This window comes from Paraburkholderia sp. BGA-UO-ETr-F12, from assembly GCF_059567945.1.
The window spans coordinates 225,653-248,132 of record NZ_JCAQOZ010000067.1 but is presented as its reverse complement, the minus strand read 5'-3'; the positions used below and the strand labels follow the sequence as shown (position 1 = coordinate 248,132).

Below are 22,480 nucleotides of genomic sequence, written 5' to 3'. Positions count from 1 at the left end.
ACAGCCGCGCACCTGCCTGCAACGTCAGACAGCTTGACCCGCGCCGAGGTCTGCCCCTGTTGTCGGATCCGAGCTCGTATCCGACGCAGTTCGCGACGCCATCGACTGCAGCACCTTTACATCCCGCTTCGATACATTGACCGTGGCCGTTCCGTCCCCTCCATCCACGGCAGGCGCCGGGGAGGCGACGAACTCCCATTCTGGCCCTTCATTCCACGGTCCGCGCGGTGCGTCCTCGCCTTCCGACATCTTGTAGTACACGCTGGTGTACTGCGGTACGCCAGGCAGTTTGCCTTGAGGAAAGTTGGGCTGGATCGAATGCAAAGCTTTCTCGAACGATTTCTGGTGGGCAATTTCGCGGGTCATCAGAAATCCCAGTGCTTCCTTGATGCCCGGGTCGTCGGTGACGTTAATGAGGCGTTCATAGACAATCTTCGCGCGAGCCTCCGCCGCAATGTTCGAGCGCAGATCGGCCGTGGGTTCGCCGATCGTGTCGACATAGGACGCGGACCAGGGGACACCCGCCGAATTGGTGAGGGCTGGGCCACCGCCGTACAGCAAAGCCGTCGTGTGCGAGTCGTTTCCGCCACCGGTCATCGAACGATATAGCTCGGCCTCCGCTTCGACGGCTTCGGCCAGTTGGCCCTTCGCACTTTTGTTCAACATCGCAACGATCGACCCGACAATCTCCAGATGGCTGAGTTCTTCGGTTGCGATATCGAACAGCATGTCCTTGCGCCCCGGGTCATCTTCACTGACCGCCTGGGTGAAGTATCGGCACGCGGCACCCAGTTCTCCCTGGGGGCCGCCGAATTGCTCGAGCAGCAAATTCGCAAGACCCGGGTTCGGCGCGGCAACCCGCACGGTGTACTGAAGGCGTTTGTTGTGGATAAACATGAGACTTCTCCGGTGACTGGCCGAAGCAATTCCCCCTGTGGGGTGCGAGGAACGGTTACGTGCCTGTACCCGCGTGGAATCGCGTACGACCGTGGATTGATCAACCCGGACGGCGGCACAGCCAGACGGCTGCCCGCACCCAACGACGGGCGCCCGGCTCTCAGAGCGGACGCTCTGGCGGATGCCCGGCGAAATTGCCGAGCATGGCAACACAGTGCCGCACGAATCCCAGCATGCGCTGTGCCCAGCTCACCCATTTAGTCAACACACCGACAGTGGGCCGCGTGGGGCGACGCTTAAGCAAGTTCAACGATTCGGCGGTGCGCAAAACTGTAATACAGGGCCGTTAGATCGTAATTTTCGACGAACAGACGGGTGCCGTGATCATCCGCCAAATCTCCCCCACCAAGCCTTTCCGGATTGTCTGCAAGCGCGGGCGCTCGTCAGAATAGTCTGGCGCAACGTAGTGGATGCGCCATGCATCGGGCACGGCATGAATGTGGAAGGACTGTGCTGAAACTGAGCTCTCAGACTGGCTTCGCCCCTGTCATTTCCCTTGAACCATCGCCGCCCCAAAAGACCCTCCAACTTGATTTTAAACGGCCCGGTTCGACGCCAAGGCGTCATTGCGACTCGACGGTTGGACGACCGCTTACCCTCAGCACACAACCGGCGACGACCGACGCGGGAGGCACTCAGCCTCGTCGCAATGAACCAGCAACGTCTTATCCGGATTCGCCAGCACGCGGGAGCGACACTGAAAATGAGGTCTCCGTCTCGTCGGAGCGCGCTTCGATCGCACCATTGTGGGCCTTGGCAATTTCGCTCGCGATATACAGGCCCAGTCCGAGATTACGCGCCCTGTCGTCTTTGCTCTGCTGTTCGTCCCCCCGCATCAGGGGATCGAAGATACGCGCCAGCGTCGCGCGCTCAATAGCCGGTCCACGGTTGCTAACGTCGATACGGACATGCGTCACGTCGCACGTCACCATCACGCGCACCGGAGCGTCCTGTGCCCCATACTTGAGGGCATTGAGCACGAGGTTTCCGAGCAATTGCTGCAGGCGCTGGCCGTCCCAGACTCCTTGTGAATCCCCCGTCACGTGCAGCTCAATCTGCCTGTCCGGATGAATGGCTCGCAACTCTTCCAGTTCTTCAGCAAGCACGTCCGCGAGATTGACACGCTTGGGTATGACGTTGATGCCCAAGCCCAGCCTGGTCCGATTGAAATCGCACAGGTCATCAAGCAACGCCTGCATCCGGGCCCCGCTGCGTATCAGGCGACCTGCTGCGTCCGATACCTGCTCCCCGGCGTTCAGTGCTTCACGATACGACGCAGTCATTTGAATCGCCTGGAGAGGGCTGCGCATGTCGTGCCCGAGCATGCCAAGCAGCAAATTACGGCTCTGCTCGACCTGCGCGCTGAAAAAGTCGACCGATTCCGCAAGTGCCTGATCGATCGCCTCATTGAAGCGAATGACGTCGTCCAGATGAGGTGCGTCGGGCGCGCAATCGTCCATCCACAGGCGGAGTACGCTTGCGCGCAGCGCGCGATATTCGGCCGTGAGTTGCTTGATGTTAAAGCCGGATCGTGCCCTGAGAAGGGCGTGCGTTTGCGCGGCGGTTTCGGTCGCATTGATTGGAGCGGGGGCCCGCCCGACTGATTTTTCGTACTGTGCTTCCCTCGTCTGTGCAGTCTGCAGGTCTTTTGCCACCGCGCGCAGGATCTCTGGCGCATGGTCTCGCAACGCCGACGGTTCCATCATTGCCGCAGCCGGCACGAGGGAGGCGGCGAACGCCTCCCATTGCGCCAGAATTGGCTCTGATTGCCGCAAGATAAAGTCAGCAAGTCGCATAGAAGCGTCTCCAGGGCGAGTCGGATATCCGCACAGCCGCCCCTATGGTACGCGCAAATCAGGGACGAACATCGATCGAAAAGGCGGGAGCGGCCGTTTGCGCGACGCAGCCGAACGTCACAAAATGACCAAACCCGGAAGCCCGGATCGTTGATCAAGCTTCGGAAGACTAAATACGCCGCGGTATAGCCTCTGCAAAAAAATCGGTGACTTGTCGCACACGCGCCGGTACAAATCGGCGTCTTGGCCAGATGAGGCTTATGTCTCTGGCGTCGCCTATAAATTCGTCGAGAACGGTGATGACGTCCGGATGTCGGAGGTCATCGGCAAGCGAGATCCTGGCAAACAGGCCGACTCCCACGCCGGCTAAAACACCAGCGCGGATCGTTTCGATACTGTTGGACGAGAGATTTCCGCGCACGGACACGCTAAATCTACCCTCTGGCCCTACAAAAGGCCAATGCGTCGGCTCCGTCAAGCCGCGATATACAAGGCAATTGTGGTCAACGAGTTCGGCCGGCGTCTTTGGCATTCCGCGTTGCTCGAAGTAGCGACGGGATCCGACGCAGACGAGAGGCGTGCTGGCTACGCGCCTGACGATCGCGTCAGGATCGTTCACGGGCCCCACCCGGATCGCCAGATCAATCCCATCTTCCACCATATCTCGCACGAAGTCCGAGAGAATGAGATCCACCTGAAGGCCAGGATTGAGTGATAGCAGATCGGGGATAAGCGGCAAAACATGAAGACGGCCAAAAGTACCTGATGCGGCAATCCTGATCGGACCCGAGACACTATGCGTGCTGCTGGTCAGCTCGCTGTCGGCGTCATCCATCTCGTCAAGCAGCGGTTTGGTCCGGTCATAATATCTCTGCCCCTGATCCGTCAGGGTCACGCTGCGCGTACTTCGGATAAATAGCGCCACCCCGAGGCGTCTCTCGAGCGCGCCGATAGCCTTGCTGATGGCCGACTGTGAATCGCCGGTTCTACGCGCGGCGGCGGTAAAACCGCCTGCTTCAACCACGGCTATGAAGGCGTTTAACTCCTGGAATCGATCCACCTCCATTCCTCCCGGGAATTAATATTATGCAAAATTGAGTCATTATCATTGATTCCGACATCACCCACAATCCAGCTTTCTCCACACGTTGAAGGACTGGTGTCATGAATATCGATCTTACTGGCCGCAAGGCGGTCGTTACCGGGTCAACGGCAGGCATCGGCCGAGCCATTGCAGAAGGACTGGGGCGCGCGGGCGCCGCGGTCGTGATCAACGGCCGCACAGAGAAGCGCGTCTCCACGGCACTTCGTGAGCTTCGCGAACTCTTGCCAAAGGCGGAGTTTACCGGCGTGATCGCGGATCTTTCGACCCCGGAAGGCGCGGCAAAGTTGTTCGCGCAGGCGCCGGATGCGGACATTCTCGTCAACAATGTGGGTACGGGGCGTCCGAAGTCCTTCTTCGAAATTGAGGACGGCGAGTGGATCGATCTCTTCGAACTTAACGTCATGAGCGGCGTTCGCGCCGCCCGCCACTATGTGCCGAACATGACGAAGCGCGGCTGGGGACGCGTCGTCTTCATCAGTAGCGAGTCCGCGCTGGCCGTCCCCAAGGACATGATCGACTACGCCACGACCAAGACCGCTCAACTCGCGATTGCGAGGGGCTTGGCCGAGGTGGTCGGCGGAACGGGCGTCACCGTTAATTCGGTTCTCCCTGGTCCGACGAATTCGGAGATCATGGGCGGTTGGGCGCAGGCGAACGCAGATGCGCAGGGCATTTCGCGTGAAGAAGCCGAGCAGCAGTTCCTGAAAACGAATCGCCCGACCACGCTCCTCAATCGCTTCGCGACGACCGAAGAAGTCGCAAACCTGGTCGTCTATGTCTGCTCGGAGCAGGCGTCGGCGACAACGGGGACTTCCTTGCGTGTCGACGGCGGTGTCGTTCGGACCATTGCATAGGGCGCGCGCTTTTTCGCTCGTTCAACGCGGCTTCGGGAAGGGCCAAACCATCGGTTCCTTCCTGGAGTAGACGACAGCCCAAGTTGAATGTGGCAGCTTTCGTACGAGTATTACCAAACAAAATAGCCGCCCGGAGTTGCCTTAATCGCGCCGACCGGTTGATGCATGGTGACACGTCGACGCCACGACAACCGACGTCGCGTGAAACGTCAGCGCAGACTGCTGAATAGCCGAGCGACCAGATCGCGCAGCCAGCGATTTCCCGCTTCGTGGTGATAGCGCGCGTGCCAGTGCTGCCGCACCGCAAATCCCTCCACCGGTATCGGACACGGACGCACCGACAAGTCATTCACCTTGGCCAACGTCTCGCCGATATGCCGAGGCAGCGTGGCAATCAGATCGGTGCTCCTGATGATGGCGCCGAGCCCGAGAAAACCCGGTAACTCGAGTACGACGTCCCGTTCAACCTGTTCGCGCACAAGCGCCTGCTCCAGCAGTTGCGCCCCGGTCCCCGCCGCGATGGCGACGTGCCCTTCCGCGCGGTACTGCTTAAGCCCCAGTTTCGCTCGCACCCGAGGGTGATGCTTGTTCAGCAAACACACCCAGTCCTGCGTGTACAACTGCTGCTGGTAAATGCCGCCGCCGAGCCAGGGCACATGACCGATTGCAAGGTCTGCCTCACCTGATTCCAGCGCGCGTTCGGTATTGCCGTCGATTCTGGCCGCTTCGAGACGGATCCCAGGCGCCTGCGCGCGCACGTGCGCCAGCATGCGCGGAAGAAGCGTTATGTGGCTCGCGTCGGTCATGCAGATGCGGAACCGCCGCTTCGCGGTGGTGGGATCGAATGCAATCTCCCACGCAGCGAAGCGCCGCAGCGATTCGAGAATCTCCCGGCACGGACCGATCAGCGCATCGGCTTGCGGCGTCGGCGCCATGCCGCCAGGGGTACGTATGAACAGCGGGTCTTGCAGATGCGCTCGCAAACGCCCGAGCCAGATGCTGATCGTCGGCTGACTTTGGCCGAGCTGCTCCGCGACGCGCGTGACGCTGCGGACATCGTAGAGAAGATCGAAGAGCTGCAGCAGCTTCAGATCGGGGAGTTCTGCCGGGTTCATAGCAATATTGTCTGGCGCAATAACGTCATTGTATCCATTGCATTGCGCATATGAGCACCAAATCATATCGTGGTCTTCAGATCAAGGAGACGGCAGTGAAGATTGCGATTTTAGGTGCGGGTGCTCTGGGCTGTACCATCGGCGCCGCGCTGACCGAAAGCGGCAACGAAGTCTGGTTGCTGAACCGCTCGGCGGCCCATGTGGAGGCCATGCGGCGCGACGGTCTGTGCGTGGACGACGCGAATGGCTCGCGTCGTGTGAGGGTACAAGCGACGACACGCGCCGCCGAAGCCGGCGCCGTCGATCTGGTGGTCGTGCTGGTCAAGTCGTTTCATACCGATGCAGCGATGCGCGGCGCGCTGGACCTGATCGGACCCGACACGCTGGTCCTGTCGTTGCAGAATGGCCTTGGGCACGAAGATGTGCTCGCCGACATCGTCGGGCGCGAGCGCGTGCTGGCCGGCAAGACGTACGTCGGCGGCGTGATGCGCAATCCAGGGCATATCGAGTCAGGCGTGGCCGGCAAGGCGACCTATATCGGCGAACTCGATGGCCGGATAACGTCCCGCGTGACGGCGATTGCTGAAACCTTCAATGCCGCCGGACTGGCCACCACGGTCAGCGACAACATTGTCGGCACGATGTGGGACAAGCTACTGGTCAATGTCGCAACCGGCGCGCTGTCCGCCACCACCGGCCTGACCTACGGCCAGCTATACGACGAACCGCTTCTGAAGGCGGCCGCGCTCGCGGCGGTCGCCGAAGCGATCGCGGTCGCCCACGCCGCCGGTGTGACGCTCTCCACAACGGATCCTGAACGCCCGTGGAACCTGGCAGGCGAAGGACTTTCGTCGAGGTTCAAGACCTCGATGCTGCAAAGCCTCGAAAAAGGCTCCATCACCGAAATCGACTTTATCAACGGCGCGGTCGTGCGCCGGGGACAACGGTACGGTGTGCCGACACCCGTCAACGCGACGCTGGTCGCGTGTATCAAGGGCATCGAGCGCGCCATGACCGACCGACAACACAAGGAGACAACCGCATGAACGGTAGCAAGGCTTATCTGGAGCATGTCGCCATCTGGGTGAAGGACATTCACTGGCACATCCGGTTTTTCGAAGACGTTTTCGGCATGACGATGCGCGAGGTCGACGGCACCGTCGACGAACCACGACAGTACTGGACGCTCGGCGGTTTGCAGTTCATCCATAACCCGCAGCATGACGCGCCCGAAGGCCGCCTCGGGCACCTCGGCGTGATGTGTGAGGACATGGAGGCCGCGCTGGCTGCCGCGCACAAGTATGACGTCAGCGAAATGCCACAGGGACGCAACTGGTTGCGCCTCCCGGACGGCCTCGCCATCGAACTGATCCAGGCCCGGCCGGCATCGTGCGTGGCGCGGGCGCTGGACATCAATCCCCGCTCGGAGGTTTGAGATGCCGATCGTCGATAAGTATTGGGACGATGCCCGCGAGGGTGACGAGTGCGTGAGCCCGAGCTACACGGTAACGAAGGAGCGCATTCTGGCCTATGCAGACCTGACAGGCGATCACACACCCGTTCACGTGGACGAGGAATACGCAAACGCGAGCCACTTCGGTTCGATCGTTGCACACGGTCTGTTTGGCCTGTCTATCGCCGACGGGCTCAAGACCCAGAGCGACTACCGCTTCCTGCCGGGTATGTCGCTTGGCTGGACGTGGGACTTCAACCTGCCGATCAAGGTCAACGACGTGCTGCACGTGAAATTCCGTGTGGGCGCGATGCGCGCGAGCCGGAGCCGTCCCGACTGGGGGATCGTCGTACTGCCGTCCGAACTGATTAATCAGGACGGACATGTCGTCCAGCATGGCGAGCATCGTCTGATGGTGCCGCGCCGCCCGGGAGCATTCTGATGCAAGCACGTCCTCTTGAAGGTATTCGCGTCGTCGATTACAGCCATTTTCTGGCCGGTCCGTATGTGGGGCGCTGTCTCGCGGCGCTCGGCGCCGAAGTCATCAAGGTCGAGCGGCCCGGCAGCGGCGATGCGGGTCGTCAGCACGCCACTGTGCTCGACGACGAGCAGAGCGGTTACTTCCTGCAACTGAACATGGGCAAGCGCGGCGTCAGCGTCGACATGCGGGACCCGCGCGGCAAGGCGTTCATGCAGCGGCTGTGCGATTCGGCGGACGTGTTTGTCGAGAACTACCGGCCGGGTGCGCTGAACAAACTCGGGCTCGGTTATGACGAACTGTCCGCAAGAAATCCGCAACTGGTGTACTGCTCGATCTCGGCCTACGGCCATACGGGACCGGACGCGCATCGCGCCGGTTTCGGTCTGATCGCCGAAGCGAAGAGCGGAATCATGCAGATGATCGGCAATCCCGGTGAGCCGCCGCCACTCATGCGTATCTCGCTTGGCGACATGTACACCGGCATTCACGCGGTGGCGGCAATCAATGCCGCGCTGCTCGGTCGCGTGAAGAGCGGCCGCGGCCAGCACATCGACATGGCACTCTACGACACGCTGGTGTCGATGCACGAATACGCGGTGCAGTGCTACACGATGCAAGGCATCCTGCCGGAGCAGACCGGTCACGACATGCCCACGTCGACGCTTTATGGCGTGTTTCGAGCCGCCGACGGCGACCTCGTGATCGCGGCCCAGGTGGACGATGCGTGGAAGCGCTTCGCTGCGCTGGTCGAGTCGCATGGAGGACCAGCCGGTTTCGGCACCGACACGCGCTATCACACCGGCGCGGGACGCAATGCGAACCGGTTGGACATTCTGTCCGTAGTAAAGCCCTGGGTGGCAAGCCAACCGGTCGTGCAAGTGCTCGATCTGCTGGATGGTATCGAGGTGCCTTGCGCGAAGGTGCAGCGCATTGACGAAGTGCTTGCCGATCCGCAGATCGTGGCGCGCGGCATGGTGGTCGAGCAGGAGCATCCGCGCTACGGCAAGTTGCGCCTGCCGAACCTGCCCTTCCGTTTCTCCGATTGCGACACGACGATCAGCGAGGTCGCGCCCGATCTCGGTCAGCACAATGTGGAAGTGGCGCAATCGCTTGGCTTCGGCGCTGCCGAGATCGACGCGATGCAGACAGCAGGTGTGCTGTATTCGAAAGTGAGGTCACGATGACTGACCGGTACGCGGTGATCGGCAACCCGATCGGCCATACGAAATCCCCGCTGATCCACGGTCTCTTCGCGCAGGAAACACGGCAGGACATGTCCTATACGGCAATCGAAGGACCGTTGGAGCCGCATGACGCGTTCGCCGCGACCGTGCGCGCGTTCATCGCCGCGGGCGGCAAAGGCATGAACGTGACCGCGCCGTTCAAGCTTAAGGCGTTCGCGATGGCCGACGAACGCAGCGAACGCGCGGCACTGGCCGGTGCCGCCAATGCGCTGAGCTTCAGCGACGGCCGCATCGTCGCTGAGAATTTTGACGGTGTCGGTCTGGTGCGCGACATCGAAGTCAATCTGAACCTGCCGATGGCCGGCAGGCGCGTGCTGATCCTCGGCGCCGGTGGGGCGGTGCGTGGCGCATTGTTGCCATTCCTTGCCGCGCAACCTGCTGAACTGGTCGTCGCCAACCGGGACATTGCCAAGGTTCGGGCACTGGTCGAGCAAGTCGCCAGCAGCGGTCCGCTTGCCGCGTGCGGGTACGCCGACCTTGAGGCGATGGGACAGTTCGATCTGGTGGTCAACGCGACGTCGGCCAGCCTTACCGGCGATCTGCCGCCTGTCCCACCGAGCGTTTTCAGTCCTGCGGGCTCGGCTTACGAACTCGCCTATGGCAAGCGCTTGACGCCCTTCCTGAGACTCGCGCGCAACGCGGGCGTACTGGGTATCGCGGACGGTGTCGGCATGCTGGTGGAACAGGCGGCGGAAGCATTCGACTGGTGGCGAGGCGTGCGGCCCCAGACCCGTGCGGTGATCGACCGGCTCACGGTACCGCTTGATTGAAAGTGCAACGGCGTGGCGCAAGCTTGCCGCTGGCGGTCGCCTCTCACCACTTCTCTAGATTTTCACCGGACCGGAACGCTGCGGCTTCCTGCGAAGATAAAGTGCTTGAGCGATCAGCCCCAGAACAAGCGCGACGAGGAGCGCGGCTTGGGCACCGAGAAGCAGTGGCGACTTCGGATCGCTGACCAGCGGATGTCCGTCGGGCACACGCTTCAGCGTTTCGGTAACCGTGGGGACCATCAGCACGAATGCTGTCAGCGTCAGACAGAAGGTTTCCAGATAGATACCGATTCGGCCGGGCAGACGCAGAGGCAGATACGCAACGCCATATCCAGCCAGCAACAGCACGAGCGCTGCGACTCCGATGACGTAGCTGATACCTTGATGCGCGATGACGAACACGGTCAGAGAACCAATCAGCATGGCGACGAAGTACACCTTCCCAGCAACTGAGCGCGGAACGATCCTGCCGTAACGCGCGAACATGTACACGGCCATGGGGATCGCGGGTAGACTGCCGAGAGTGTGTATCCAGCCGAGCGGCGAAATTCCAAACATGGTTCCAATCCTTTCGTTGCGTGGTTTCGTTGGTTGTCGGCGCTTACTTTAGGCTCACGAAACCCGAATTGACATGACTGAACCTGGGAAAAACTTGACCATTTTTCCGGATCGGACGCTTGCAGGTCTGGCTAACGGCGATCTCCTGTCTCAGGTTCTTGCGCGCATGCGCATGACAGGCGACCGCGTCTTTTCGTCGATGCTGCTGCCATTCGCGCAGTTGGACACGTCAGCGCAGGCAGCGCACGCGTACGCAGTCATGGAAGGCGCGGTGCGAATTGCCGGCAATGAGGCAGACGCTTGCGAGATTCGAGCCGGCGAACTGCTCTTGTTGCCGCGCGGACCTGGCAGCCTGCGCATTGCCGCCCTGGACCAACCGGCGAACGTCGTCGCCTGCCACTTCTGGTTTGATCCGGCCAGCCAGCCGGAGCTGCTTCTGACGTTACCCGCCATGATCCACCTTCGCGAGGCGGAGACATGTGACTGGCTACCGCACATCATGCAGTTTCTTCTGCATGAGGCGGACAATGACGAGGCGGGATCCGCCTTGATGGTCTCCCGCATGATTGATCTCGTGGTGGTGCGTGCGTTGCGTGCCTGGGTTCATCATGGTCATGCATCGAACTGGTTGGGCGGATTGGCAGATCAGCGTATTGCCCGCGCTTTGAAGGCAATCCATGAGCAGTCGCCACGTGGTTTGACAATCGATAGTCTCGCTTCCGTCGCCGGCATGTCCCGCTCCAACTTTTGCGAACGTTTCAATGCGCTCGTTGGCAAGTCTCCGGTGCGTTACCGCAACGAATGGCGCTTGAGCGTCGCCCGGGACATGCTGACGAAAGGTGACGCGCGCGTGGGCGAGGTTGGAAGGTCGGTTGGTTATGAGTCGGAGGCCGCTTTCAGTCGTGCCTACAAGGCCTACTTCGGCCACGCACCTCGAGAAGCGAAGCCGTCTCCCTGAAGTCAACCGGGCCGAACGCAACGCAGCCGACCGAAAGTCATTCACCCCGACTCTGGCTACCGAAAAGCGGCCGACCTACGCTGACGCTGAGCCGCAGACAGAGGTTCGCCTGCGGACCTCGGCTCGAGCGCCCGGCTGGATGCGGTCCACGCCTCGCGGAAAACTCCGACGAAACTCGGTCACCCTTGTAAGGCCTGTTGCTCTTAATCGCTAGGCCACAGCGTCAAGTAGTAGTAGGCTCATCGTTACATCCTGGTGCGACGGTGCTTGTAATCAATGCGCTGTTGGCGACAGTTTGGGCGCGTGCCACGCACGCGTGAAGAGATCATCGGGGCGTTCCCGTCGGTACCCGCAGGCGGCATCAACATGGAGGCAGGCATGGTCAAGAAAGCGTTGTTCGTCCGGCTCGAAGCGAAGCCGGGCAAGGAACAGGAAGTCGAAAGCTTCCTGATGGGCGGACTGCCGCTCGTCGAGCAGGAACCCGCAACGATCGCGTGGTTCGGGCTGAAAATCGCGCCATCGGTGTACGGCATATTCGACGCGTTCCCCGACGACGCCGGACGCCAGGCGCACCTGGCGGGCAAAGTAGCCGAGGCGCTGATGGCGAAAGCTGCGGATCTCTTCGCTAACCCGCCGGAAATCATGAACCTCGATGTACTCGCGGCGAAGCTGCCGTCGTAGCCGCGCCGGCTTCCGGCGCGGTTTTTTTTGTCTATGCCATTCGCTGTTTCAAGCAATGCCGCGTCGCCCGGCAGCCGGCAACGACACGTCCGCCGCCCGGCCAATTTAAGGTATTTTTAAGTTTTCCCCGACATATTTATCGAGCCTTCACGCATCCGCGTGCAAGGCTCAATCAACGGAGGATCAGATGCGTTTTCGCAGTCTTATTGCCGCGGCCGCCCTGGTGATCGCACCGGCCGTCACCTTGGCGGCCCAGCCGCTTTTCGTCAATGTCGACGGTCACGTTGTTCAGGCCAAAAGTGAGACCCGCCTGATTCAGACCTCGGCCGGCCCGGTGAAGGTCAGCACGTGGAGTTGGCATAGCCCAAACGGCGCCAGCAGCATCGTGGTGCAGTCGAGTAACGGTGGCGCGCCGCCAGCCTGGGTGCTCGCGCAAATGCGCGCCATGAACACGCAAATGCAGGCAATGCAGATCCAGATGCAGCAACTTCAGCACGCTGCGTTTGACAGCCAATTTGCGCTGCAACAGCCGATGCCGGTGCTATTCGCCGTGCCCGCATGGGCGGTGCCCGGACCGGTAATCGTCGTCGGCCAAAGTCGTGCGCCGGTACCGCCTGCCCCCGCCGCGCCCTCAAAGGCGCCGGACGTGCATATCTAGGCGCGAGTTATCGTCGGTTTCAGGTCTGGATCAGCAAGGAGAGAGGTCGCCGATCAAGCATCCGCCCCAGGCGACAGCAGTGCGGCCCCTCCTTCATGACGCCCGCTACCCGTGCGGTGGCTATCGGCGTATCAGCGTTATACCGGCGACCCGAGAACGTGGGCCAGCGCGCCGTCTCCATACGTCCGTATGACCTCAGAAATAATCACCTGATAGCCGGCCAACCAATTTGACTGCGCGGCCTTCGCCTCGATATGAGCAGGATGTTGGATCAGCATTTGAAGCGCTTCGAGCGACTCCCAGTAGTACACATTGGACGTCAAACCGGTGGAAGCGTTTTCCCACGCTTCTTCGCCCAGGTAGCCCGGGATTGTCCTGGCAGCTTCTGCGATTGTTTGATCAAGCCGATGAAACTCATCGTCGAACTGCTTGGTCGCAAAGATAAACGTGGAGGAATACATTCTGTTGATTCAATTCGAAAATTACTGGTTCGACAACGGATAGGTTTCTCTACGTGATCCGACTGGCAGACGATTCGAGTCGTCTTCTTTCCGGAGCATTGCCACCGATTATCGACGATCTATCGCACAGTGTAGAACGTATCAAGCCGGCCGGCTGAACGAGGGCGCGCCTCGAATCGCAAATCCCCTACTCCTTCACACCCATCCTCACCAATTCCCGCCTCGCCAAGGCCCTCTCAATGAAATCAACCGGACACTCCGCGCTCGCCGCCTCAAACCTCTGCTTTGCGCCGAGCGCACCGCCTTGAGCCAACCGCCACTCTCCGAGATAAGCGTCTGCTTCGCATAGCTGAAGTTTGCGTATGCAGAAAGACTAACTGCCGACAGTGAGAAGAGTAAGGTTCGGTGGATTTTCACTATTTTTGACTGTTTTACGTGCCTCTTCATATTGGCGGTCGGTTCCGAGTCTTTATCGCGGAAGCAGAGAATCCTCAGCGAGAACGCAGTCGCCGGATGTGCCTGCCATCATGCCGAAGCCTTATCCAATCAGCCAGACGCAAACTCTTAGCCCGCGTGGTTGATCGCTGCACCGCTGCCATGACTTATAATCATCAAGCCATCGGGAAACACCCGGCGGTCAGGTGTGGAAGCCTGCTAGCTAAACCCGCACACCCGCTCAGGCGGGCGTGCGTCTACCTCTGCACGTCTATATTTCAATGGGCGGGCTGTGGTGGGGGAGCCGCGAGGCTCGCCGGTTTGGTTTAGCGCCGGTCTTCCAAACCCGCCACGTGCCCGCTCACCCACTTCCTTAAAGCAAGCGAGTGTCGGGCGATCCAGGAAGTACCAGGGAGGTCGCACCATGAGCAGCAAACCTACAAAACAGTCTCAACCCGCTTCACGCCCGCCTGTCGACGCACTCCAGTACGAAAAACTTGCGCTCTCCACCTTCGATCTATGCAACCGGCAGTTGAGCCAGCTCAACACATTGATCACACTTGGGTCCTCAATATGTAGGAATCCTGCCATCACGAGTGACGAAAGACGACGTCAGCAGACCATGCTCGAATTGCTCGTCGACACAGCAGAGCAATATCAGCGGGAGCTGGAGTGTGACCGTGAGCTATACCAAGTGATCGCACTCGATGCGAAGGGCGTCCCGCAAAGCCGCATTACCGCGAACCGTGCAATGCGCCTTCTTGCAGAGGCATCACAAATAGCGGCGAAGGAAACGCCGGCAGCCGCGAAGCCGAGCCCGAGCAAGCAAACGTCAGCCAAACCCAAGACGCGCGCAGAAACAGACGCGGTGGCCCATCAACCGGCTCCCGCGCAGCGCTAACCATTGAGAAGGTGAACGGCTTCAGTCGATCAGATTCGCAGGATGCCTGCCCTCCGTCACGAACATAGGCGAGCGCCAACGCATAGTTGAGACACGCGCCCATGCCCTCATCGGGCCCAGAAGAAATCCATGGGGATAAGCTCGACGGCCCATCCCCCTTCTTCGCCCAGCGTGGCCGCCGGGTGCATGGAGGCGATGCGCAACGCCTCGTCATGGGTATCCGCCTCGATGATGAACAGGCCGCCCACGACTTCCTTCGACTCGGTATAGGGCCCATCGGTGACGTGCGTCTTGCCACTGCGCGGGCGCAGCGTCCGCCAATTGTCCAGATCGCCAAGCGATGCGGAAATCAATACTTTGCCGGTTGCCCGCATCTTGTCGTCCAATGCGGGGCATTGGCTCACCAGGTTCTTGACGTCGTCTGGCGCCATCGCGGCGAATTTATCGGGGGTGAAGTAGGCCAAGCCGAGGTATTTCATGGGAGATCCTTTCGGTGTGAATAACCTGACGACGAAGCTGATGACCGAAAATCGACAATCTACTGAAAAAATTGTAGCGGGTCTCGCCGGATTGTCCCCTTTTTTGCGGGCGCGATGCCGACCCGCCGGGCTCGTGCTGCACGTGCGGATCGCGTGAGGCAGAGGTCGGCCATCTCCAGCCGTTCGCCGACGCGTCAGAGTGGACATTCGAATGTCGGCTTCGGTCAAGCAACTGACTGTCGTGCGCGAGTTGTGTCAGTCGCGTCGTTGCTCTTTTCGGCCATTGGGCCGACCGTCGCCAAAAGTTACTATGTTTTGTTCAGCGGGTTGTACGACCTGCTGCTTCAAATGACGGCTGTTCGCTCCCTCAGAGGACGGCGCCGCCCAATAGACCATCAGGTTTATGGAAAGCGGCCCTCCTGCGACAAATACTTATCCTTATTCGCTGCAATACGCTCTAAAATCTGTTCTGTAAGTTATGCCGCGAAAGCTGATTTAGTTGAATGCGGGCGATCTCACTCCGTATTTTGAATAAACAATATTAGATACTATTATTTTCTTGAACATGAAAAATATATTCGAAGTGACACCTGACGGTGCAGCCATTATAAATAATACAAGATACGTTGTCCCGGGCTATCACCTAGAACAGGTCCTATCGAGCGGGGCCAACGGGGTTGTATTTCTCGCATCAAGCATCTTGCGGCCCCAAGTGGCGCTGAAGATCTGGACGAAGTTGCGGTCAGGCGACAAACGCGACAAGCAAAAGCAAGCCCTCTACGAAGCCCAAAAGGCATGCGAGGTTGAGATCGATCACAGACATTTCGGAATTAGAATTTACGATGGTGGGCCTATTTCGAACGGCTTTTATATGGCGATGGAATTTTTCCCCGGCGTAACTCTGAATTCATGGCTTACAAGTGAAGTTCAGTCCTTGGCGGTGCGTTGGGCGCTGGCAAATCAGCTAGTCGAGATTCTCCATCGCATCGCTTCACTTGGAATTTTGCACGGCGACATGCATACAAAGAACATCTTAGTGCGAGAAAGAACGATAACGTGGACGCCGACCGGGGCGCCGCATTTTTATGACGTTCAGGCCTGCCCCGATTTTCGAATAATTGACTACGGCACATCTTTTTTTAACGAGGAAACTTCTCGAGAGCGTCATTGGCGGCTGGTTAAGGAAACTTTCGATGAAATTTTGTTTCCGCTCACACATGAAGCGCTTGGTGTGCCATACATAACACCGGAAAATGAAACTCCAGATGTACTCAATGCCTGGAAGGCGTACATATCGCATTATTTGTATTATGCTAGCGGCATAATAGAGCGCCTTATGAAACTGGAGTCCGGCCAAAAAAAATCAATAAGAGAATATAATTTTTCTAAAAATCTAAGCGATGACGAAATTTTCAAATTTAAAGACCTAATTAAGAAATGTAGCAAAGGAAAAGATTACACGAAAAATCTTGGAAGCATGGATGAATGGGTTTTCGTACACAGCCCATTCGTGGAATTGAAATCCGAATCTGGGTTCGACGAGTGACGACGCGTGCCGCGGATTCAATTCGGACTATCCGCCACTCCCGTTCTTGCCGGTCTTTGATGCAATAGCGTAGGCAGGATTGGGAAGAACGTTGCTCGAGTATTAAACGACGACAACGATGGTCACGCAGCCTCAGCGCTTCCGTCGACGTGCGATTGGCGGGTGTGGAACTGGTCACCTCCCCCAACCAAAGCTGACAGTCGACCGTCGACTTTGGTGGAGCCCCACCTGTCGAAGCCGCTGCGCGAATGGCCGTTGTACATCAGAACTGCCGTTGCGTCCGAACTTGCGTGAGTGGCCGGATCGGGTCAACAAGGCAAGTTCGCCTCGAGGTTGGCAGGTGACTGACGACCACGGGCCGAACTTCCGGGTTCGGCCAACAACGGCCTGTTGTGAAGGGCCGCTTCGGAGTAGCCTGCACGGAACCCCAGAAGTCTCATCGGACACGAGCATGCGCCACTACAACGGACGTTGGGACGAAGATCGCCGTGACGAGTTTGCCTGTAGGGAGCTTCCGACTGCGCGAATCGCCACCCGAGAGGGACCGCGCTTGGGGCCAACTGGCGTATAGGTTTCGACTTCCAAATCAAGGTGATCGCTCCTATCCCAACGGGAAACGATTGATCGGGATTAAGGGGCGCGTAATGCGGCAACCATCAAAGCCTACTGCCCCGTAACGCCCCTTAACGCCGGTGTCAACTTTCTGGCCCCGCGTTTCCACGCAGCGGTTGGAGCACCAAATCGGCCGCTTCCTCAGCATCTTTTAGGAGCGCCTTGCGCGGCATGCCTAGCTGCGCACGCATGGTCAGCCCACGCGCTAAATCCGTGACCTGGGTTGCGCGCGCGGCGACGGGAAAGTCAGATGGGATTTCTCCCGCGCTGATTGCGTCCCGGAAACGACCTTCCACCAGCGCGGTGCCACCGGCGGCCGCGTTTTGCAGGAACTGCCGGACTTCAGGGTCGTCCACAAGCGGCGCGACGCATATCAGAAGACAGCCCCGGGCGGACCCCTTCTCGGTCGCACTTTCGACGGCGTACCTTAGAAAGCCCGTGATCGAGTCGCGAAGACCCTGCGGTGAGAGGAGTGCCTTCGCGGCTGATGCGCCTTTCCGTTCTACGTACGCCTTGAGGACCCGCAAGAATATCGTCCGCTTGTCCCCAAAGACGGCATACAGGCTCGGCCGTCCCACACCCATCCCGGCGACGAGATCGTCAATCGTCACTCCGTCGTAGCCTTTCGACCAAAACACCTGAGTTGCCTTTTCCAGCGCTCCCGCCTCGTCGAAGCTGCGCGGTCGACCCACTGGCCTGGCAGTATTTTGAATCATTTGGTTCAAAACTCCTTGACAACTTTTGCGGTACCAATATATAACCGAATAGTTCTAAATTAACAAGCCGTTTCTGGCCCTGCGGGGCCTCACGACTCGGCCTTCACCCTTCACCACTGAGACGCCCATGGAACATTCGATTGCGCTCGTCACCGGCGCCACCTCCGGGCTCGGTTATGCGGCTGCCCGCATTCTTGCCGGAGAGGGCTGGCGCGAGATCATTATCACCGGACGCAGCCTGGCTCGGGCCAAGGAAGCGGCCACTCAATTCGCAGCGGAAACTAAAAGACAGGCCTTCACGCCGCTGGAGCTGGAGTTGGACACGCCGGCCAGCGTCCAGTCCGCGCTCGCCGAACTGGTCAAGCGAGGTCGGCCAATTGATTTCCTACTGCTCAATGCCGGGATGGTCCCAGGTAAGCAGCGGGTGATCACTTCGGCGGGCGTCGAGGCTTCTCAGGCCCCGCTCATCGGTCATCATCAATTGACTGTCGGATTGCTCCGCGCGAACCTGCTGAGTCCCAACGCGCGGATTGTTATTGCCAGCGCGGAACCTGCCCGAGGGGGTGTACCCATGTTCAAGTACACCGACGTGGATGCACTCGCTGCCAAATACCACCACGGCGACCTGACCGCTGCGATGGAAGCCCTGATTCGCAACGGGCCGAACGTGAAGTACGTGCCCAACAATGCGTATGCCGACGCGAAGCTCTTCGTTGCCTGGTGGGCCGCAGCGCTGGCGCGCCGGCTACCCGCAGGCATGGCCGTGTACGCTGTCTCGCCCGGTGCGGCGACTGCGACCAACGTTTCGCGACAAGCCAGCCTGGCCGTGAAGTATCTGTTTATCCCAATCGCGAACCTCATTCCCGGCATGAATCAGACGCCGGAGACGGCAGCGGGCCGGTATATCCAGGCCTCGAAGTTCGGAACAGAGGTCTCAGGGCAATTCTTTGCCTCCGCTCAAGGGAAGTTCTCAGGTCCAATTGAGGCGCAACTCCAGCCACACCTGCTCGATGGCGCTAATCAGGAAGCCGCGTGGCAGGCCGTCGTCAACGTCTCTGGCGTCAACTGGTCGTACGCGGAATCCTTGCGCGCGGTGTCCTGAAGGAGCGGCCGTCGCGGCGAAATCGGTCGCGTGATCAGAATCGGCAGGCGATTGCGGAGTTACACGATCGCCCACAGGGCGTACGATGTTTTTTAAATTAATAGTAGTACCAAGTAGTTAAATATCGGCAAAGCAACCCTAACTCTCTCGAGGAGCATACCTATGAACCGGTACCAGGATAAAAAGGTGGTGATTATCGGCGGCACGAGCGGCATGGGGCTCGCGACAGCCAAGATGCTCCTCGACGGAGGCGCGCGCGTTTTGGTGACCGGTCGCTCGCAGGCGGGCTTGGAGTCGGCGCAGCAAGAGCTTGGGGACGGCGCGATCGTAGTTTCGAGCGACGCGCGGTCGCTAACCGACATCGACGCCCTCGCCGCTCAGGTTAAGACCGAGTTCGACACCATCGACCTGCTTTTCGTCAACGCCGGGTTCAGCATTCCAACGCCTCTCGGCAGCGTGACCGAAGCCATCTATGACGAGATGTTCAATCTGAACGCCAAGGGTCCCTTTTTCGCGGTCCAGAAGTTCGCGCCGCTGATCAATCGGGGAGGCTCTGTCGTCCTCACGACCTCTGTCGCCAACGTCAAGGGACTGCCGGGCCAAGCCACATACGGCGCCGCCAAGGCTGCGCTGCGGTCATTCGCCCGGGTGCTCGCCACCGAGCTGCTTCCTCAGGAGATTCGCGTAAACGCGGTGTCGCCCGGTCCCATCGACACGGGCATCCTCGAAAAGGTGTTCCCTACGGAAGAGATGCGTACACAGGTGAAGGAACACACCGTCGGCATTATTCCCATGAAGCGCTTCGGGACGTCGGAGGAAATCGCCAGGGCCGTCCTCTTCCTCGCGTTCGATGCGACCTTCACGACCGGCGCTGAACTACCGGTCGACGGCGGTTGGTCGCAATTCTGAGCGGGGTACAGGCCGCACGCGTCGCCAGACGAGACTTTCACGATGAATCGGTTGGAAGCCATCCGCTGCTCGACCGGATGAGCGTCCGCTTCCAGGCGCTCGGTCCGGCCAAGCCGATGGCAGCTTCGGGTCGAAGACCGGCGCTCTCGCAGACCACACGGATTGCTTTGTTGCAACTGTCTGCTTGCCTGCGGTTGACGCACCGACCATTCGCAAAACAACGGTCAACAATCATCAAGCGACTTTATTCAGGAGAAGGTGGGACTGCAGAGTTCGACGATCCGCTTTCGTCCGTGCGTTCGTTAGTATCTGGCGCGATCCGTCGACGCGCCCGCCGTCTTTGCGCAGACATCTGCCCTGTGAAGCGGATTGAGCGCAGCCGGCATGAGGTGTTGAATGAGTTCATCAACGTCACACGCTTTTGAGGCGTCTGGCGCGTTGCAACGTTGCCCGTATCGATGCGATTGCCGGGCATCGTCTGGAGCACGCTCACGCTGGCGGGGGCAGCAGATAGGGATCGCGGGCAGACGCCCCTGCCTAAGGCGATTCGACGGCGTCCTCACGTGATACGGTTTGCTGCCTGCCCACTTGGGCATCGATAAATTTAGCGCTGTCTGCCAGTACAGGCGCGAATACTCGCAGCGGGGCAGCGAGGGACGCCACCAGCAGCACATGCCCGATAAACGGATAGTGCTTCACTTCGACGTTATCGCCCGCTGCCCGCAGTTTCGCGGCCAGCCGGTCGGTATTGCCGGGGTCTACCGTGCTATCGCGCTTGCCGGCGGCGAGGAACATCGGCGGCTCGTCGCCGCTCACGAAGTTGATCGGCTGGCTCGCCGCACGCAGCGAGGCCGGAAACACGTCCTTCAAGACCGGATCGGTAAGCGGCAGGAAGTCGTAGGGTCCCGCGAGACCGATCACGCCGCTGATGTCGCGTTTGCTCATATGTTGCGCGGCGAGGTAATGACCGTCGGTGGCCAGCAAAGCGACGATATGCGCGCCCGCCGAATGTCCCATCAGGAAAATCCGCGACGGATCGCCGCCGTATTCAGCGGCGTGGTCGCGTGCCCAGCGCACTGCAGCAGCGGCGTCTTCCATGAAGCCGGGGAACCGGGTGTCCGGATAGGTTCGATAGTCGGGCAGCACGGCAACGAAGCCACGCGAAGTCAGCGCCTGACCGACGAACAGATAGTCGCTGCGCGCGCCGTTCTGCCAGCTCCCGCCATAGAAGAACACCACCACGGGCCGTCCGCGAGAAGCCGCCGTGGCGCTTGTGTCGTCGGGTTGGTACACGTCGAGTTTTTGCCGGGGGGCGTCGCCGTAGGAAATGGCGGTGCTGGCGCGGAACGTGTGATGCGGTACCGCGGCGTTGAGCGCGGCGGTTCCGCTGCAGCCGCCGAGGGCGGTGAACGCCAGCGTGGCGGCCAACGTGAGCAGGCGTCGAGGCATAAGCGATCGGATTGGTCCGGTGATGTGTCCAGGGCTATCTACGTGCGTCGCTTGCCGACGGATGCAGAAACAGGGGGGAATGTCCCGCTCGTTGCGATTTCGTCTTAGCCCCAGGTCATAACGACATCCCCGCCGTCTGCAGCAACAGCAAGACATTCAATGCCAGTACAGCCGCCATTCCAGCGATGGCAGCGAGATTCGTCAACGGGCGATTGCGGTATGCCCCCATCGGATCGGCGCGCCCCGTGAACCAGACCGGCGCGATCAGGGAGACCTTGGGTCATTGGCGCCGTTCGAGCCTCTTGCAAAACCCGCGGTCAACGCCGCGATTCACGACGATGCTGACATGACCGAGAACGTGGGTGTACCTAATTGGCCAGGTGTTCGATGACAATATCCACGAATGCGCGCAGGCGGTGTAACCGCCTTAGATCGCGGTGATAGCCCATCCACATCTCGCGATGCGGTGGCTCTTCGCTAAGCTCGAGCCTGCGAATTGTACCGATCTGATCTCCAACAGGCCGCGGCAGTACAGCAATGCCCAAACCTATCCCACACATCTGAGCTTGCACATTACGGTTGTTCGACTGCAATACGACGCCAGCGTTTGGAAACCGGTTTTTTAGCCATTCGATATCAGGAAAGCTGCCCGTCGACGTATCCATTGCAATTAAACGGTTCCCCGTGCCGTCACCTTCCGTCGGATCGGCGCTCGCGTGATCCACGTAGACGCCATATCGCATCTGGGTCAACCGTCTCTGCACGATGTCCGGCCCTTCGAACGGAACAATACGGAAGGCAACGTCCGCTTCACGCTGCGCGAGGTTGAACAGGCGTGTTCCCGTAAGGACCTCGATCTCAACATGCGGATACTCGCGCGAGTATTCAACGATCACGGGTGGCAGGACATAGGCGCCAAACCAGTCGGCCGATGACACCCTGAGCGTTCCTTCCAGTTGTTGCTGTTCACCGGCTAGCCGCCGCTCCATGGTTAGCGCGCTGTCTTCCATCTGCTCGGCGAGAGGCAGGATCGCGGTGCCCTCCTCCGTCAGCACAAAACCCTCAGTTGTTCGCTGAAACAGCACTTGTCCGGTGGCATCTTCCAGCGCGCGAAGCCGTCGTCCAATGGTTGGATGGCTAAGGTGCAACAGCCGTGCAGCCGCGCCCAATGTTCCAGTGCGCGCTACGGCAAGGAAAATCCGGACGTCGCTCCACTCCAATATCCACCACCCACAAAAAT

General features: G+C 59.8%; 25 protein-coding genes. 15 read left to right on the top strand and 10 right to left on the bottom strand.

Features of this window, described 5'->3' with window-relative positions; genetic code table 11:
* Positions 1–24: 24 nt before the first annotated feature.
* The 3 genes from AC57B6_RS37620 to AC57B6_RS37610 form a co-directional block, all read right to left on the bottom strand.
* A complete protein-coding gene (locus AC57B6_RS37620; RefSeq protein WP_028195191.1) occupies positions 25–897 on the bottom strand; it encodes a manganese catalase family protein in 873 nt (290 codons plus the stop codon).
* 725 nt (positions 898–1,622) lie between these two features.
* The gene (locus AC57B6_RS37615; protein ID WP_496423245.1) at positions 1,623–2,753 is read right to left on the bottom strand and encodes an ATP-binding protein; all 1,131 of its coding nucleotides are present in this window, start codon (positions 2,751–2,753) and stop codon (positions 1,623–1,625) included.
* Positions 2,754–2,922: 169 nt separating this feature from the next.
* Entirely contained in the window at positions 2,923–3,813 is an 891-nt protein-coding gene (locus tag AC57B6_RS37610) for a LysR family transcriptional regulator (protein ID WP_030099675.1), read from the bottom strand.
* A gap of 104 nt (positions 3,814–3,917) precedes the next feature.
* Between AC57B6_RS37610 and AC57B6_RS37605 the strand changes: the two genes are divergently transcribed.
* Entirely contained in the window at positions 3,918–4,712 is a 795-nt protein-coding gene (locus AC57B6_RS37605; RefSeq protein ID WP_496423244.1) for an SDR family NAD(P)-dependent oxidoreductase, read from the top strand.
* Positions 4,713–4,921: 209 nt separating this feature from the next.
* Here the strand turns inward: AC57B6_RS37605 and AC57B6_RS37600 are convergent, their stop codons facing one another.
* Entirely contained in the window at positions 4,922–5,827 is a 906-nt protein-coding gene (locus AC57B6_RS37600; protein WP_496423243.1) for a LysR family transcriptional regulator, read from the bottom strand.
* A gap of 95 nt (positions 5,828–5,922) precedes the next feature.
* On the opposite strand from AC57B6_RS37600, the gene AC57B6_RS37595 reads away from it, so the two are divergent.
* From AC57B6_RS37595 to aroE, 5 genes are read left to right on the top strand one after another with little or no spacing between them, the layout of a single operon-like run.
* Complete coding sequence (locus AC57B6_RS37595; protein ID WP_252890635.1) at positions 5,923–6,873, top strand: ketopantoate reductase family protein; 951 nt, start codon at positions 5,923–5,925, stop codon at positions 6,871–6,873.
* Complete coding sequence (locus tag AC57B6_RS37590; RefSeq protein ID WP_496423242.1) at positions 6,870–7,262, top strand: VOC family protein; 393 nt, start codon at positions 6,870–6,872, stop codon at positions 7,260–7,262. Before AC57B6_RS37595 ends, AC57B6_RS37590 begins: the two co-directional genes overlap by 4 nt.
* A gap of 1 nt (position 7,263) precedes the next feature.
* Positions 7,264–7,722, top strand: coding sequence for a MaoC family dehydratase (locus AC57B6_RS37585; RefSeq protein ID WP_046572410.1), 459 nt, complete (start codon positions 7,264–7,266; stop codon positions 7,720–7,722).
* Positions 7,722–8,945 (top strand): CaiB/BaiF CoA transferase family protein, encoded by a 1,224-nt coding sequence (locus AC57B6_RS37580; protein WP_281665270.1) that lies wholly within the window; start codon positions 7,722–7,724, stop codon positions 8,943–8,945. Before AC57B6_RS37585 ends, AC57B6_RS37580 begins: the two co-directional genes overlap by 1 nt.
* Complete coding sequence (gene aroE / locus AC57B6_RS37575) at positions 8,942–9,775, top strand: shikimate dehydrogenase (protein ID WP_178370800.1); 834 nt, start codon at positions 8,942–8,944, stop codon at positions 9,773–9,775. Before AC57B6_RS37580 ends, aroE begins: the two co-directional genes overlap by 4 nt.
* Before the next feature lie 54 nt (positions 9,776–9,829).
* Here the strand turns inward: aroE and AC57B6_RS37570 are convergent, their stop codons facing one another.
* The gene (locus AC57B6_RS37570) at positions 9,830–10,333 is read right to left on the bottom strand and encodes a hypothetical protein (RefSeq protein ID WP_106354298.1); all 504 of its coding nucleotides are present in this window, start codon (positions 10,331–10,333) and stop codon (positions 9,830–9,832) included.
* Positions 10,334–10,406: 73 nt separating this feature from the next.
* Between AC57B6_RS37570 and AC57B6_RS37565 the strand changes: the two genes are divergently transcribed.
* From AC57B6_RS37565 to AC57B6_RS37555, 3 genes are all read left to right on the top strand, one after another.
* Positions 10,407–11,291, top strand: coding sequence for an AraC family transcriptional regulator (locus AC57B6_RS37565; protein WP_496423241.1), 885 nt, complete (start codon positions 10,407–10,409; stop codon positions 11,289–11,291).
* A gap of 378 nt (positions 11,292–11,669) precedes the next feature.
* Positions 11,670–11,972, top strand: coding sequence for a putative quinol monooxygenase (locus AC57B6_RS37560; RefSeq protein WP_496423317.1), 303 nt, complete (start codon positions 11,670–11,672; stop codon positions 11,970–11,972).
* Positions 11,973–12,159: 187 nt separating this feature from the next.
* Complete coding sequence (locus AC57B6_RS37555; RefSeq protein ID WP_496423240.1) at positions 12,160–12,630, top strand: hypothetical protein; 471 nt, start codon at positions 12,160–12,162, stop codon at positions 12,628–12,630.
* 137 nt (positions 12,631–12,767) lie between these two features.
* On the opposite strand, the gene AC57B6_RS37550 is transcribed toward AC57B6_RS37555, so the two are convergent.
* Entirely contained in the window at positions 12,768–13,091 is a 324-nt protein-coding gene (locus tag AC57B6_RS37550) for an antibiotic biosynthesis monooxygenase family protein (protein WP_144195007.1), read from the bottom strand.
* An 859-nt stretch (positions 13,092–13,950) separates the two neighbouring features.
* On the opposite strand from AC57B6_RS37550, the gene AC57B6_RS37545 reads away from it, so the two are divergent.
* Positions 13,951–14,427 carry a hypothetical protein gene (locus AC57B6_RS37545; protein ID WP_183797474.1) on the top strand — a complete coding sequence of 159 codons (477 nt, stop codon included), beginning with the start codon at positions 13,951–13,953 and terminating at the stop codon, positions 14,425–14,427.
* Between the two features lie 107 nt (positions 14,428–14,534).
* Here the strand turns inward: AC57B6_RS37545 and AC57B6_RS37540 are convergent, their stop codons facing one another.
* Positions 14,535–14,906 (bottom strand): YciI family protein, encoded by a 372-nt coding sequence (locus AC57B6_RS37540; RefSeq protein ID WP_028195206.1) that lies wholly within the window; start codon positions 14,904–14,906, stop codon positions 14,535–14,537.
* On the opposite strand from AC57B6_RS37540, the gene AC57B6_RS37535 reads away from it, so the two are divergent.
* Positions 14,905–15,063, top strand: coding sequence for a hypothetical protein (locus AC57B6_RS37535; protein WP_156034504.1), 159 nt, complete (start codon positions 14,905–14,907; stop codon positions 15,061–15,063). The genes AC57B6_RS37540 and AC57B6_RS37535 overlap by 2 nt on opposite strands.
* A gap of 408 nt (positions 15,064–15,471) precedes the next feature.
* Positions 15,472–16,452 carry a protein kinase domain-containing protein gene (locus AC57B6_RS37530; protein WP_496423239.1) on the top strand — a complete coding sequence of 327 codons (981 nt, stop codon included), beginning with the start codon at positions 15,472–15,474 and terminating at the stop codon, positions 16,450–16,452.
* A 695-nt stretch (positions 16,453–17,147) separates the two neighbouring features.
* On the opposite strand, the gene AC57B6_RS37525 is transcribed toward AC57B6_RS37530, so the two are convergent.
* A complete protein-coding gene (locus AC57B6_RS37525) occupies positions 17,148–17,780 on the bottom strand; it encodes a TetR/AcrR family transcriptional regulator (RefSeq protein WP_496423238.1) in 633 nt (210 codons plus the stop codon).
* A gap of 127 nt (positions 17,781–17,907) precedes the next feature.
* Here AC57B6_RS37525 and AC57B6_RS37520 point away from each other — a divergent pair, with 127 nt between their 5' ends.
* The 3 genes from AC57B6_RS37520 to AC57B6_RS37510 all read left to right on the top strand — a co-directional run bounded on the left by AC57B6_RS37520 (position 17,908) and on the right by AC57B6_RS37510 (position 20,216).
* Positions 17,908–18,882, top strand: coding sequence for an SDR family NAD(P)-dependent oxidoreductase (locus tag AC57B6_RS37520; protein ID WP_496423237.1), 975 nt, complete (start codon positions 17,908–17,910; stop codon positions 18,880–18,882).
* 162 nt (positions 18,883–19,044) lie between these two features.
* Positions 19,045–19,791, top strand: a complete 747-nt coding sequence (locus tag AC57B6_RS37515) for an SDR family oxidoreductase (protein ID WP_496423236.1) — start codon at positions 19,045–19,047, stop codon at positions 19,789–19,791.
* Positions 19,776–20,216 carry a hypothetical protein gene (locus AC57B6_RS37510; RefSeq protein ID WP_496423235.1) on the top strand — a complete coding sequence of 147 codons (441 nt, stop codon included), beginning with the start codon at positions 19,776–19,778 and terminating at the stop codon, positions 20,214–20,216. The genes AC57B6_RS37515 and AC57B6_RS37510 overlap by 16 nt, the downstream gene beginning before the upstream one ends.
* Before the next feature lie 112 nt (positions 20,217–20,328).
* Here the strand turns inward: AC57B6_RS37510 and AC57B6_RS37505 are convergent, their stop codons facing one another.
* Both AC57B6_RS37505 and AC57B6_RS37500 read right to left on the bottom strand, forming a co-directional pair.
* Positions 20,329–21,240 (bottom strand): alpha/beta hydrolase, encoded by a 912-nt coding sequence (locus AC57B6_RS37505; protein WP_052660642.1) that lies wholly within the window; start codon positions 21,238–21,240, stop codon positions 20,329–20,331.
* Between the two features lie 368 nt (positions 21,241–21,608).
* Entirely contained in the window at positions 21,609–22,460 is an 852-nt protein-coding gene (locus AC57B6_RS37500) for a LysR family transcriptional regulator (protein WP_144195027.1), read from the bottom strand.
* Positions 22,461–22,480 lie beyond the last annotated feature (20 nt).

What these genes read in the sequence shown, in the direction of transcription:
- AC57B6_RS37620 (WP_028195191.1), bottom strand. Translation starts at nt 897, where the DNA reads ATGTTTATCCACAACAAACGCCTTCAGTACACCGTGCGGGTTGCCGCG.
- AC57B6_RS37515 (WP_496423236.1), top strand. Translation starts at nt 19,045, where the DNA reads ATGAACCGGTACCAGGATAAAAAGGTGGTGATTATCGGCGGCACGAGC.
- AC57B6_RS37605 (WP_496423244.1), top strand. Translation starts at nt 3,918, where the DNA reads ATGAATATCGATCTTACTGGCCGCAAGGCGGTCGTTACCGGGTCAACG.
- AC57B6_RS37615 (WP_496423245.1), bottom strand. Translation starts at nt 2,753, where the DNA reads ATGCGACTTGCTGACTTTATCTTGCGGCAATCAGAGCCAATTCTGGCG.
- AC57B6_RS37520 (WP_496423237.1), top strand. Translation starts at nt 17,908, where the DNA reads ATGGAACATTCGATTGCGCTCGTCACCGGCGCCACCTCCGGGCTCGGT.
- AC57B6_RS37530 (WP_496423239.1), top strand. Translation starts at nt 15,472, where the DNA reads ATGAAAAATATATTCGAAGTGACACCTGACGGTGCAGCCATTATAAAT.
- AC57B6_RS37545 (WP_183797474.1), top strand. Translation starts at nt 13,951, where the DNA reads ATGAGCAGCAAACCTACAAAACAGTCTCAACCCGCTTCACGCCCGCCT.
- AC57B6_RS37540 (WP_028195206.1), bottom strand. Translation starts at nt 14,906, where the DNA reads ATGAAATACCTCGGCTTGGCCTACTTCACCCCCGATAAATTCGCCGCG.
- AC57B6_RS37505 (WP_052660642.1), bottom strand. Translation starts at nt 21,240, where the DNA reads ATGCCTCGACGCCTGCTCACGTTGGCCGCCACGCTGGCGTTCACCGCC.
- AC57B6_RS37585 (WP_046572410.1), top strand. Translation starts at nt 7,264, where the DNA reads ATGCCGATCGTCGATAAGTATTGGGACGATGCCCGCGAGGGTGACGAG.
- AC57B6_RS37580 (WP_281665270.1), top strand. Translation starts at nt 7,722, where the DNA reads ATGCAAGCACGTCCTCTTGAAGGTATTCGCGTCGTCGATTACAGCCAT.
- AC57B6_RS37550 (WP_144195007.1), bottom strand. Translation starts at nt 13,091, where the DNA reads ATGTATTCCTCCACGTTTATCTTTGCGACCAAGCAGTTCGACGATGAG.
- AC57B6_RS37535 (WP_156034504.1), top strand. Translation starts at nt 14,905, where the DNA reads ATGGGAGATCCTTTCGGTGTGAATAACCTGACGACGAAGCTGATGACC.
- AC57B6_RS37560 (WP_496423317.1), top strand. Translation starts at nt 11,670, where the DNA reads ATGGTCAAGAAAGCGTTGTTCGTCCGGCTCGAAGCGAAGCCGGGCAAG.
- AC57B6_RS37570 (WP_106354298.1), bottom strand. Translation starts at nt 10,333, where the DNA reads ATGTTTGGAATTTCGCCGCTCGGCTGGATACACACTCTCGGCAGTCTA.
- AC57B6_RS37565 (WP_496423241.1), top strand. Translation starts at nt 10,407, where the DNA reads ATGACTGAACCTGGGAAAAACTTGACCATTTTTCCGGATCGGACGCTT.
- aroE (WP_178370800.1), top strand. Translation starts at nt 8,942, where the DNA reads ATGACTGACCGGTACGCGGTGATCGGCAACCCGATCGGCCATACGAAA.
- AC57B6_RS37590 (WP_496423242.1), top strand. Translation starts at nt 6,870, where the DNA reads ATGAACGGTAGCAAGGCTTATCTGGAGCATGTCGCCATCTGGGTGAAG.
- AC57B6_RS37555 (WP_496423240.1), top strand. Translation starts at nt 12,160, where the DNA reads ATGCGTTTTCGCAGTCTTATTGCCGCGGCCGCCCTGGTGATCGCACCG.
- AC57B6_RS37525 (WP_496423238.1), bottom strand. Translation starts at nt 17,780, where the DNA reads ATGATTCAAAATACTGCCAGGCCAGTGGGTCGACCGCGCAGCTTCGAC.
- AC57B6_RS37600 (WP_496423243.1), bottom strand. Translation starts at nt 5,827, where the DNA reads ATGAACCCGGCAGAACTCCCCGATCTGAAGCTGCTGCAGCTCTTCGAT.